The sequence below is a fragment of the Pseudomonas sp. UBA2684 genome, from assembly GCA_002354655.1.
In the GTDB taxonomy this organism is placed as follows: domain Bacteria; phylum Pseudomonadota; class Gammaproteobacteria; order Pseudomonadales; family Pseudomonadaceae; genus Aquipseudomonas.
Genome location: DELY01000030.1, coordinates 1 through 11,279, shown reverse-complemented (window position 1 = coordinate 11,279; position 11,279 = coordinate 1). Strand labels below are relative to the sequence as shown.

Sequence of the window (11,279 nt, the reverse complement as noted above, 5' to 3'; positions counted from 1 at the left end):
ATCAAGACCCCCAAGGGCATGGGTTCGCTCACGCCGATCAAGTCCTGACCCACGGGGTTGCCGACCACGCCCGCACGGCACCGATGCGTGGCGTGGCCGGCGCACCGCTTTAGCACCGCCTGCCCGTCACCACGCTGCGCCCATGCAGGCCGCAGCCCGGCGGGATGCAAGCACCAACGTTGTGTATTCCCTGACGCCTTGCCGATACGACAGGCAACGCGCCAGGCCGTTTCAACGATCAGGGAGCGTTCAGCATGTTCGCCGTAGTGGGTCGGTTCTTCGGTAAGTCAGTCCATGGCAAATTGACCCTGGGCTTTGGCGCGGTGCTACTGCTATCGATCACGCTGTCCGGGATCGCCCTGCGCAGCATCAATCAATTGACCGACCGCAGCGAAGCGCTGGTCGAGAGTGCCTCTCTCGCCACCCTGATCGCGGCGGTTCGCCTCAAGGAAAACGAATTCGACCGCAATGGCCAGAGCAGTGCTGCCCAGGCCTACACCCGCGAGGTCGAGAAGCTGGGTGCGCGGGTGAATGAAATCCGCGCCAGCCTGGGCCCCGAGGCCAGCGAAACCCTGGATCACATCAGCGCCGTGGCGGGAGACTACGAACAAGCATTCGACAAGCTGGTAACGGCACGCCACCAGGCGACAAGCGCAGAAAAGGCCATGCTCCCCGCCATCGAGGCCATCGAGCAGCACTTCGGCAATGTCCGCCAGGCACTGTTTGACCTGCTGCCGGGCGGCGACCCGCAGAGCATCGAGCGGGCGCGCATGATCGTTGAGCTCGAAACCATCATTTCCCGGCTGCGCGAGCAGGTCCAGAGCTACATCGCCCGCCCCACAGCCGAAGGCGAACAGCGGGTGGCCCAGACCGCCGACAGCATACGCAATCGCGGCAATGAACTGTGGGAGCGGCTACCCAACGACACCCTGCAGGCGCAACTGGTGGAAGGGTTGCGGGCCGTGCTGGCCTACCAGGACCGGGTAAAGGAGTTGCAAAGCAGCGTGAGCCAGAGCGAATCGGTGAAGCAGACCCTGCTCGCACACTCCGAGGAGCTGCAACGACTCGCCACGATCGCCTACCAGCAACAGGTGCAGGGGCGCGATACCGATGTGCGCTCCGCCCATGGCGAACTGCTGGTGGCCCAGGCACTGGCATTGCTGCTGGGCCTCGGCGCCGCCTGGCTGATCACCCGGCAGATCGTGCCGCAACTGCATCGGGCCCTGGCCCTGGCACGGCACATCGCCGCCGGGGACCTCACCGGCAACCTGGACCATCGCCTGCACGATGAACTGGGTCAGTTGATGGATGCCATGCGGGAAATGGCGCGTCATCTCAGGCAGATCATAGGCCATATCGGTGCGAGCACCGAACGCCTGACGGTATCGGCGACCGACCTGTCGGGCGTGGCGACCCGCAGCAGTGCCGGGCTCAGCGACCAGCGCCACCAGACCGAACAGGTGGCGACGGCCATGGGCGAAATGGTCGCCAGCGCCCGGCATGTGGCCGAGGACGCGCGCCAGGCCTCACAGTTGGCGATCACCACCGAAGCCCGCAGCGTCGAGGGCGACCGGGTCATCAGAGAAGCGGTCGAGCAATTCGAAGCCCTGGCCAGCAATGTGCAGGTGTGCAACCAGGCCATGGCCCGCCTGCGCCATGATGGCGAGCGCATCAGTGGTGTACTCAACGTGATTCGTGACGTCGCCGACAAGACCAACCTGCTGGCGCTCAATGCCGCAATCGAAGCCGCCCGCGCCGGTGAATCGGGGCGCGGGTTCGCCGTGGTCGCCGATGAAGTGCGGGCGCTGGCGCAGCGCACCCAGAGTTCCACGCGGGAAATCGAAGCGCTGGTCCATGCCCTGCACACCGGCACCCAGGAAGCCACCACGCTGATGGAGCGCAGCGAAAGCATGAGCCACACCAGCGTGCAGCTTGCGCACAGCGCCGGGCATGTACTCGAGGAAATCCGTGAGTCGGTGGCGTCGATCCAGGCGGCCAACCAACAGATCGTCGTCGCCGCAGACCGGCAGACACAGCTTTCCGAGCATATCAACGAAAACATCACCACCGTGCGCAGCATCACCGAAAACTCGACCAAGGCGGGTGCTCGCATCGCCTCGGCCAGCCAGGAGCTCTCCAGCCTGGGCGCAGAACTGAACGAGCTGATACGGCACTTCACGTTCTAGGCATTCGACTGAAACCATACGGCCCGACCAAGGAACGCCTATGAACATTCTCCACTTGCTGGGCAAGCGCCCCGCGCGCCCTGTCATCGACGAAGCCTTGCTGTCCAGCCTGCTGACGCTGGCCTGGGTCGTGGAAGCCCGCGATCCCTACACCGGCGGCCATCTCTGGCGCGTTGCCCAATACTGTGCGCTGCTGGCCGAAAAAAGCGGCTTCGCACCAGCGGAGGTGGCGCGCCTTGCCCTGGGTGGTTTCGTTCACGACCTGGGCAAGGTCGGCATCCCGGATGCCATATTGAGAAAGCCCGGCCCGCTGAACGATGACGAATACGCGGTGATCCGCACGCACCCGGAAATCGGCCGGCGCATGCTCGAAACCCATCCGATAGCCGCGCTGGTGATGGATGCCGTGGCCTCGCACCACGAAACCCCAGACGGCAGCGGTTATCCCCACGGGCTCGGCGCAGCGGATATTTCCACGATGGCCGCCATTACCGGTATCTGTGACGCCTTCGACGCCATGACCAGCTCCCGCGCCTACCGCCCGGGCATGCCGCTGGACAGGGCGCTGGGCATCATCGGTCAGAACCTCGGCACGCAGTTCAATACGCACTATGGCCGCCTGTTCATCGAACTGGGGCACGAGGGCCTGCTCGACGCCGTAATGGGGCATACCGACGCGGGCATTCCCCTGCGTCGCTGCGCGATGTGCGGCCCTACCGTGGTCCTACAGCAGGCTCACGTCGAGGGCGATCATGTCTTCTGCCCTTCGTGCGCCAGCGGCTACGAGTTGGTTCGCCCCACCCCGGACGCTGCCCTGGCACTGCGTGCAACCGGGCAAACCGGCAGCGCGGACGACCTTGCGCCCCAACCCGATACCGACCTGCTCGCCCGCCTGGCCCGGCAATTCAGCCCGGCCCGTGGCCCGGCCTGAGCCGACAGCCCCTACCAGCGCAACACACAACGCCCCAGCAACGCCCCCAATGCGGTGGGCAGGGCCATGCCCAGCACATACCAGACGCCCCAGAACGGCACGGTCATTTCCGGGCAGTGCAGGCAATAGACCAGGGTGGCCAGCGTACCGGCCAATGCACCGGCACCCGCCCCGGCCAGGGGCAGCCGGGTGGGCGCCAGGCCGCGCAGCGCCCAGGAAAAGGCAACGATACCGGGGAGCGAGAGCAGCAGGATCTTGAACGGGCAACCCTTCCAGGTTCTACCCAGGGTCAATGGCAAGCGGGCGGCCAGCGGTGCCTCCAGCAGGGTATAGGCACTGGCCAACCACAGCACCAGCAACGGTATGCACAGCATGACCCAGGCGCCGCCGACCCGCCCGCCCGGACACGCGGTGCGCCGCGTCAGGTACAGCGCCCCCGGCAGCAACGCGACCGGCAACGCCAGCTTGGCGTAGAAAAGCGGCAAGCGAGCCACCTGCGCCAGATCGGGACGTACCCCGAACAGCAGGGTCATCAGCAACGCGGCCCCCAGGACACTGACCACCAGCGCCAGGGCAAAGCGCTTGCCGAACAGGTGCTTGTCGACCGCCGGCACACCGGTCGCCAGCAGGGTAATCAGCTCGTCAGTCCTCATCGTCCAACTACCTCTGCTACCCGATGCCAAGCGGGCCTTGGCACCAGCGGGCGCCCGGCCATCGAAGCCATGTGCGGCCGAGCGCGGTGCCGTTGGCACCGGCCAGGCCCTGTGGAGGTAGTTCGCTGCCAAGGGGGTAACGGTTACAGCCTGGGTGAATTTTCCCGCGCTGTAGCACCAGGTGGTTGCGCCCCCGGGGCATGGGCAGGCGTCAAGGCGGCGAGCGTGAGCACGTCGAAGGAAATATTCGATGTGCTGTAACCAAGTGCGCCGCCAGAGCGAATTACTGGTCGGACCGTCACGTTGCGCTGGCGGCCATTGAGCCTCTCACGGAGATACACCATGAAAAGCTTCGCCCTCGCTACCGCCGCACTCGCCCTCGCCTCCATTGCATCCACCGCCATGGCCGACAACCAGGCCACGCCAAGCGTGGAAAAATGCTACGGCGTCTCCCTGGCCGGCAAGAACGACTGCGCCGCCGGTGCCGGCACCAGCTGCGCCGGCACCTCCAAGGTCGACTACCAGGGCAATGCCTGGAAGAACGTCCCGGCAGGCACCTGCACCTCGATCAAGACCCCCAAGGGCATGGGCTCGCTCACGCCGATCAAGTCCTGAGCGCAGGCGCCGCCGATCATGCACGCTCCTATGCCACTGGGTGCCGGCCTTGGTTTGAAGGCCGAGCACTACGACGCCGCCCGGGACTGCAGCGCAGCCGGGCTGTGGTTTGAGGTCCACCCAGAGAACTACATGGTTGGCGGTGCTCGCCTGGCCCACCTGGAAGCGGTGGGCGAACGGCATCCGCTGTCGCTGCACGGGGTCTCCCTGTCCCTGGCGGCGGACGCCGCCCCCGACCCGACGCACCTCCAGCGCCTGCGCAGGCTGGCAGACCACGTGCGACCGGCGCTGGTATCCGAACACCTCGCCTGGTCCACCTGGCGCAATCACTATTACCCGGACCTGTTGCCATTCCCGCGCAGCCACGAGGCCCTGGTACGCATCGCAGACAACATACAGCGTACCCAGGATGCCCTGGGGCGCAGCATTGCCATCGAAAATCCCAGCCATTACCTGCACCTGGACGGCCACGACTGGGATGAAATCGACTTTCTCACCGAGCTGACGCAGCGCACTGGTTGCGCCCTGCTGCTCGACATCAACAACGTGCACGTCAGCGCGCACAACATCGATTTTGATCCGGCCGCCTACATCGATCGCTTCCCGGGCCAGGCCGTCGCGGAGATTCATCTGGCGGGGCACAGCCATGACGCCGGCGGTGCGTTGCTCATCGACTCCCACGACGCCCCGGTCGCTGACCCGGTCTGGGCCCTGTATCAGCGCTTGATCCAGCGCATCGGCCCGCGCCCGACGCTGATCGAGCGCGATGACAACGTACCCGCGTTCACGGCATTGCTCGGCGAACGCGCGCACGCCCAGGCCATGCTCGACCGACTGGGAGCGACGCAATGATCAGACGTCTCGAACACTTCCAGGACGCCTTCATCGAGGCCTTGCAGGTACGTGCCGCCCCGGAACTGTCCGCCCTCACCGCGCAACCCGGCTTTCAGGTGTACCGCAATACCGTACTCAAGGGCTGCGTCGAGGCGCTGTGTGACAACTTCCCCAGCGTCGAACGCCTGGTCGGCCGTGACTGGCTGCGCGCGGCGGCGGTCGTTCATGCCAACGCCTGCGCACCAAGCGATGCCCGCCTGATCTTCTACGGGGCGGACTTTCCCGCGTTTCTCGCGGCCTTCGAGCCGGCCCGGGAGCTGCCCTACCTGGGCCCGGTGGCCCAACTCGACTACCTGTGGATAGAGGCCTTCTGTGCCGTGCAGGAGCCCGCGCTGGAACTTGCCAGCCTGGCCGGCGTGTCGCCCGAGGCACTGGCAACCTGTCACCTGCGCCCGCGCGCCAGCGCACGCTGGCGGTGGTTCGACGAGCAACCGATCTACAGCCTCTGGCGCTGCAACCGCGAAGGGGTGGACCTGCCTGACAACCTGCCCTGGCAGGGCGAAGGCGCTTTGCTGGTGGGCCATTGCGATGGCGTCACCTGGCACGCGCTCGAACCCGCTGGCTGCGTGTTTCTGGACGCCTGCGCTGCCGGACACGATCTGGAGCGGGCCTCGGCCCTGGCCTTGCAGCGGCAAGGCGACCTGGACTTTACCGACCTGCTCAGCCGCTTGCTGGGTGCCCGCGTGTTCTCTCCCCTTGTTCTTGCATGAAGGAAATAGCCATGGATATCACCCAGCCGTCGTCCAACAACAGCCGCGCCACAGTGCGTCAACGCTGGGACCAGGTGTGCGACCTGCTTCAGCGCCTGATCAGCGACTCGACGCTCAGCCTGGTGGCGCGCATCAGCGTTGCGGCGATCTTCTTTCTCTCGGGGCGCACCAAGGTCGAGGGGCTGTTGACCATCACCCCCGGTACCTATGAGCTGTTTCGTAGCGAATACGCCCTGCCGCTGCTGTCACCGCACCTGGCCGCCCACCTGGCGACCTATGCCGAGCATGTGTTTCCGCTGCTGCTGATCGTCGGCCTGTTCTCGCGCCTGTCTGCCCTGGCGCTGCTGGGCATGACTGCGGTCATCCAGGTATTCGTCTACCCCGATGCCTGGCCAACGCACCTGTCCTGGGCCGGATTGCTGCTGGTCATCATCGGCCGGGGCGCCGGGGCGTGGTCGCTGGACAGGCTGCTGCGCATTCGCTGAATGCGACTGGCGCAGGCAATGCTGTGCGCTTCAGGTCGTGGGCGCTCCGTGCCCCTCTACCGTTTATGAGAGAGGGGCAGGAACCGAGGCCCACGGCTGAATGCATCAAGGCTATTACGGCAGGTACGGCAGGCTCAGGGGCTCATTGCCCGGCCGGTACATTGCCCGCCGTCTGCCCGAAGAGGATCTTCTTGCCCGCCTCGGTCACCGTCGGGCGGCTGGAGAACGGCTCACCCCTGGCGTAGGCCCTGACCGTGGCCGGGCGCTGGGCGATGGCCTCGAACCAGCGGCGCACATGGGGGAAGTCGTCGAGGTTCTGCTGCTGGTTCTTCCACGGCACGATCCAGGGGTAGCACGCCATGTCGGCAATGCTGTACTGCTCGCCGGCAACGAAGGTGCTGTCCGCCAGGCGACGATCCAGCACGCCATAGAGGCGGTTGGTTTCGTTGACGTAGCGGTTGATCGCGTAGGGGATCTTTTCCGGTGCATAGATCCCGAAATGATGGTTCTGCCCGGCCATCGGCCCAAGCCCGCCCATTTGCCAGAACAGCCATTCCGTCACCGTCTTGCGGCCACGCAGGTCGGTGGGCAGGAACAACCCGGTTTTTTCCGCCAGGTACAGCAGGATGGCGCCGGATTCGAACACCGTCACTGCTTCCCCGCCATCGGCCGGCGCAGTGTCGATGATGGCGGGCATGCGGTTGTTCGGCGAGAACGCGAGGAAATCGGGCTTGAACTGGTCGCCCGCGCTGATATCCACCGGGTGGATGCGGTAGTCCAGGCCGGCCTCTTCCAGAAACAGGGTGATCTTGTGGCCGTTGGGTGTTGGCCAGTAGTAGAGCTCGATCATCGTTGGTGGTCCCCGTGAAGGTTCAAGTGACTGTCAAGCAGGGTCAGCGCTGGCCGTACCATGCCTTCGAGCAGTTCACGCTCCGGCCGCGTTCGGGCCAGGACGCGAACGCCCAGGAGAATGCCCAGCAGCAGGCGCGCCAGATCGTCCGCCGGCTGCGCGCAGGTAATGGCGCCGCTGTGCTGGCCGGCCAGCACGCAGCGCCGGAAAAAGGCCTCGATCTGTATCAGGACAGCAGCCACGGCGCGCTGGAAGTCGGGGTCGTCCGGTGAGGCCTCAAGGGCGGAATTCACCAGCATGCAACCCTTGTGCTGGGGGTCGTTGAGCGAGCGTTCGAGTATCTCGTCGAAGAACGCCTCGATGGCCTGGCGCGGCGGCAGGACGCCTTCGAATCGCCGCACCCGGTCGGCAAAACCCTCTTCGACGTAATGGTCCAGCGCACGGCGATACAGCGAGCGCTTGTCGCCAAAAGCGTTGTACAGGCTGGCACTGGTCAGCCCCATGCCCTGGGCCAGGTCACGCACCGAAGTGGCCTCATAGCCACGGGCCCAGAAACATTGAACGGCTGCATCGAGCACCGCCCTCTCATCGAACTCTCTTGGCCGAGCCATCCGTACTCCCATTGCCAGGCCAACACAGGTGTTGCCCTTTTTCTGTAGACGGCCCTATTCTAGATCGAACGATCTAAAACACAAGACAGGACCCCACCCGCATGATTCATTTCTACTACCACCCCACGCCCAACCCGGCCAAGGTCGCCCTGTTTCTGGAAGAAACCGGGCTGCCCTACCAGCTGGTTCCTCTCGATACCGGCAAGGGCGAACAGCACACCGCGCAGTTCCGGGCCATCAACCCCAATGGCAAGGTCCCGGCCATCGTCGACAGCGAAGGCCCCGGTGGCCGCGAGGCACGGGTGTTCGATTCGACCGCCATCCTGCTCTACCTCGGCGAAAAGACCGGGCAGCTCATGGGCGCGCCGACCGACAAACCCGAACTGCTGTCGTGGCTGATGTTCATCGCCACGGGTATCGGGCCGTTCTCCGGCCAGGCCGTGCACTTCCAGTATGCCGCGCCGGAGAGCATCCCCTATGCAATCAACCGTTACCGGCGCGAAGCCGAACGGCACTACCAGGTGCTGGATGAGCACCTCGCCGGGCGCGACTACATCGTGGGCGACAGCTACACCCTGGCGGACATCTCAGCCTGGGGCTGGATCGACCGTGCCTCGCGCGTGCTCAAGGGCGAAAGCGACCCGCTGGCCGCCTACCCCAACATCCAGCGCTGGTTCCAGGCCATCGATGCGCGCCCGGCGGCGGCCCGTGCCCGTGAAGTGGGCAAGGACCACGCCTTCAAGAAAGACCTCGACGAGCAGATGCGCCGCGCGCTGTTCCCCTCCAACTACCCGGCGTAAGCCTCACCGGGTCAGCGTGCCCAGCGCACGCTGACCCCCGGACACGATCCCCAGAGAGGTGTGGCATGCAACCCATTGAAGGCATCGTTTTTGATCTCTACGGCACGTTGTACGACGTGCACTCCGTCGTCCAGGCCTGCGAAAGCGCCTACCCGGGCCAGGGTGAGGCCATCTCCCGCCTGTGGCGACAGAAGCAGCTCGAATACACCTGGCTGAGCAGCCTCATGGGCCGCTATGCCAGCTTCGAGCAACGAACCGAAGAAGCCCTGCGCTACACCTGCAAGCACCTGGGGCTCGCCACGGATGAAACCACTCTGCGGCAGCTCGGCCAGGCCTACCTGCACCTGGCTCCCCACCCGGACACGACCGCGGCCTTGCGGCGGCTGAAAGCAAGCGGCCTGCCCATGGCCATCGCCTCCAACGGCTCGCACCACTCCATCGAGCAGGTCGTCAGCCACTCGGACATGGGCTGGGCATTCGACCACCTGATCAGTGTCGAAACGGTCAAGGTGTTCAAGCCGGACAACCGCGTCTACAGCCTGGCCGAACAAACCATGGCCATCCCCAGGGACAGGCTGCTGTTCGTCTCGTCCAACAGTTGGGATGCGACCGGCGCCCGGCACTTCGGCTTTCCGGTGTGCTGGGTCAATCGTCAGGGGGCCGTGTTCGATGAATTGGGCGCCACCCCGACCCGTGAAGTACGTGACCTGGGCGAGATGAGCGACTGGCTGCTCGATTGAAGCTGTCCGCGCGAACGGCGCCCATGGATGATGGCCGGGGCGCCGTTCGGGCCAGGGCTGCTAGTGAACAAGGCGAATGCCGTCGATGCGTACCTGTTCCCCAGGCGAGAAGGCTTGCCCCGGCGTACGGAAACGCTCGCGAGTGCCGTCATCGTTTTTCACCCTGTAGGCGTTTTCACTCAGGCCCGCCGATGCCATCGCTGCGCGGTGGGCTCAGAGGTTGTCGCTGTCGGTCAGGTAATTGACCAGGCGCCGAAGCCAGGGCGCGATCAACAGCACCACCGGAATCATCATCAGCCAGGACAACACCCAGGCCTTCGACCAGTGCCCCATGAACCGTTCCACGGGAAACAGCGGACGGCTGGCAATTGCCGAGGCAATCGCACAGGTAATGGCCGACTGCAACAACGCAAAAAGATGGTGCCCGTGGCGTTTCGATAGCTTGATCACTGTACATGCCCCCTGGTTACGGGAAGCGCGCCATGCGCCTCCGCCTCGATGCCCTCAACGCGTGAACGCCACAAAGGCGCCTGGCATGGCTGTTATCCTGCCGCGAATGCGCACAGTGGTTTTATCCGTCCGTGCAGAACATTTTACCGATTGTCCCCACTGCGCATTCTATGCGGAACGAGCCTGGAGGCAATGCGCTCGCCTGGCCGGGTCATCGCGACCACCGATGAGTCACCGCGACCACAAAAACTCCAGGTCATAACGACAACAAAAATCACAACCTACTGTTTTTAAACAACTTATATACTGGCATGGTTTGTGTTCAGCACAGTGCTCACCCACTGAATGCAAGGACAAACCATGCAGCACAACGAATTCGACAATCGCCTGGCTGTGGTCACCGGTGCCAGCTCGGGCATCGGTTACGCGTTGACGACCGGCCTGCTCCAGGCCGGGGCCAGGGTGTTGGCCATGAGCCGTCACCAGGGTGAGCTGGGGGCTTTGCAGGAACACTACGGAGAACGACTGACCTGGCTTGAAGGCGACATCAGCCGCGCCGACGACCTCGCCAGGCTGGCCCGGTATGCGCACACCCTGGGCCCGATACACTACCTGGCCCCCAATGCCGGGATCGCCCAGTTGGCCGATGGCCTGGATGCCGCAGCCTTCGAGCGGCAATGGGCCGTCAATGGCGCGGGCGCGCTCAATACCCTGGCCAGCCTGAAAGCCCACCTGGCCCGCCCAGCCTCGGTCGTGTTCACCGGCACCTTTCTCTCGCAGGCAACCTTTCCCGGCCTCGCCGCCTACATTGCCTCCAAGGCGGCCCTGAAAGCCTTTGCGCGCAACCTGGCCGTCGAGCTGGCAGCCGACGACATCCGGGTCAACATGGTATCGCCAGGGCCCACGGCAACACCGATCTGGGGCACCCTGCAACTCAGCGACGACGCGCTGGCGGCGGTGGCCAAGACAGTGGAACAGCGTTTGTTGAATGGGGCATTTCTCGAACCCGCCATGATCGCCGACGCCATGCTGCACCTGCTGTCGCTGGGCGCACGGGGCATCCACGGGCAGGACCTGATCGTCGACAACGGCTACACCCTGCGCTGACCATGGCATGCGCCGGCAGGGCATATGCCCTGCGGTGCATGTTCATCGCAGCAAGGCCGCCATCAGGCGGCCGTCAGGCGCACTCAGGCAAACTGGCTGAACGACATATTGTCGTCCACATTATTGCCGGTACTGGCTGTGGTCGGACCACCCACCAGTTGGCCGCCCCAGGGATTGCTCTTCGGTTCGCCCTCATTGATGGCGACCTGCGAACGCTCCTTGATGGGGGAACCGCAGAATTCGGAAA

At 64.8% G+C, this 11,279-nt stretch carries 13 protein-coding genes and 1 pseudogene; 10 read left to right on the top strand and 4 right to left on the bottom strand.

Translation table 11 applies throughout. The features are described from left to right. Positions 1–254: 254 nt before the first annotated feature. The 3 genes and pseudogenes from B3M58_RS22600 to B3M58_RS10220 form a co-directional block, all read left to right on the top strand. A pseudogene (locus B3M58_RS22600) lies at positions 255–1,331 on the top strand (methyl-accepting chemotaxis protein); the annotation flags it as partial. Continuing rightward, entirely contained in the window at positions 1,305–2,186 is an 882-nt protein-coding gene (locus B3M58_RS22595; protein ID WP_370649567.1) for a methyl-accepting chemotaxis protein, read from the top strand. The pseudogene B3M58_RS22600 and the gene B3M58_RS22595, both read left to right, overlap by 27 nt. A 40-nt stretch (positions 2,187–2,226) precedes the next feature. Beyond that, positions 2,227–3,117: an HD-GYP domain-containing protein gene (locus tag B3M58_RS10220; RefSeq protein ID WP_021703080.1), complete on the top strand. Its 891-nt coding sequence runs from the start codon at positions 2,227–2,229 to the stop codon at positions 3,115–3,117. An 11-nt stretch (positions 3,118–3,128) separates the two neighbouring features. Here the strand turns inward: B3M58_RS10220 and B3M58_RS10215 are convergent, their stop codons facing one another. After that, positions 3,129–3,770: a DUF1109 domain-containing protein gene (locus B3M58_RS10215; RefSeq protein WP_021703079.1), complete on the bottom strand. Its 642-nt coding sequence runs from the start codon at positions 3,768–3,770 to the stop codon at positions 3,129–3,131. A gap of 342 nt (positions 3,771–4,112) precedes the next feature. Between B3M58_RS10215 and B3M58_RS10210 the strand changes: the two genes are divergently transcribed. The 4 genes from B3M58_RS10210 to B3M58_RS10195 are packed head-to-tail and all read left to right on the top strand — an operon-like array spanning position 4,113 to position 6,474. Next, positions 4,113–4,385: a DUF2282 domain-containing protein gene (locus B3M58_RS10210; protein WP_021703078.1), complete on the top strand. Its 273-nt coding sequence runs from the start codon at positions 4,113–4,115 to the stop codon at positions 4,383–4,385. Between the two features lie 18 nt (positions 4,386–4,403). Next, on the top strand, positions 4,404–5,237 hold the full coding sequence (locus B3M58_RS10205; protein WP_021703077.1) for a DUF692 domain-containing protein: 834 nt from the start codon (positions 4,404–4,406) through the stop codon (positions 5,235–5,237). Then, on the top strand, positions 5,234–5,989 hold the full coding sequence (locus B3M58_RS10200; RefSeq protein WP_021703076.1) for a DNA-binding domain-containing protein: 756 nt from the start codon (positions 5,234–5,236) through the stop codon (positions 5,987–5,989). The genes B3M58_RS10205 and B3M58_RS10200 overlap by 4 nt, the downstream gene beginning before the upstream one ends. A gap of 11 nt (positions 5,990–6,000) precedes the next feature. After that, on the top strand, positions 6,001–6,474 hold the full coding sequence (locus B3M58_RS10195) for a DoxX family protein (RefSeq protein ID WP_021703075.1): 474 nt from the start codon (positions 6,001–6,003) through the stop codon (positions 6,472–6,474). 142 nt (positions 6,475–6,616) lie between these two features. Here B3M58_RS10195 and B3M58_RS10190 read toward each other — a convergent pair whose 3' ends face one another. Next, a complete protein-coding gene (locus tag B3M58_RS10190) occupies positions 6,617–7,324 on the bottom strand; it encodes a glutathione binding-like protein (protein ID WP_021703074.1) in 708 nt (235 codons plus the stop codon). Next, the gene (locus tag B3M58_RS10185; RefSeq protein ID WP_236081186.1) at positions 7,321–7,902 is read right to left on the bottom strand and encodes a TetR/AcrR family transcriptional regulator; all 582 of its coding nucleotides are present in this window, start codon (positions 7,900–7,902) and stop codon (positions 7,321–7,323) included. The genes B3M58_RS10190 and B3M58_RS10185 overlap by 4 nt, the downstream gene beginning before the upstream one ends. A 134-nt stretch (positions 7,903–8,036) precedes the next feature. Here B3M58_RS10185 and B3M58_RS10180 point away from each other — a divergent pair, with 134 nt between their 5' ends. Next, on the top strand, positions 8,037–8,735 hold the full coding sequence (locus B3M58_RS10180; protein ID WP_021703072.1) for a glutathione S-transferase family protein: 699 nt from the start codon (positions 8,037–8,039) through the stop codon (positions 8,733–8,735). Positions 8,736–8,800: 65 nt separating this feature from the next. After that, positions 8,801–9,475: a haloacid dehalogenase type II gene (locus B3M58_RS10175; protein WP_021703071.1), complete on the top strand. Its 675-nt coding sequence runs from the start codon at positions 8,801–8,803 to the stop codon at positions 9,473–9,475. A 213-nt stretch (positions 9,476–9,688) separates the two neighbouring features. Here B3M58_RS10175 and B3M58_RS10170 read toward each other — a convergent pair whose 3' ends face one another. Continuing rightward, the gene (locus tag B3M58_RS10170) at positions 9,689–9,925 is read right to left on the bottom strand and encodes a DUF2798 domain-containing protein (RefSeq protein WP_021703070.1); all 237 of its coding nucleotides are present in this window, start codon (positions 9,923–9,925) and stop codon (positions 9,689–9,691) included. Between the two features lie 360 nt (positions 9,926–10,285). On the opposite strand from B3M58_RS10170, the gene B3M58_RS10165 reads away from it, so the two are divergent. Next, a complete protein-coding gene (locus tag B3M58_RS10165; protein WP_021703069.1) occupies positions 10,286–11,032 on the top strand; it encodes an SDR family NAD(P)-dependent oxidoreductase in 747 nt (248 codons plus the stop codon). Positions 11,033–11,279 lie beyond the last annotated feature (247 nt).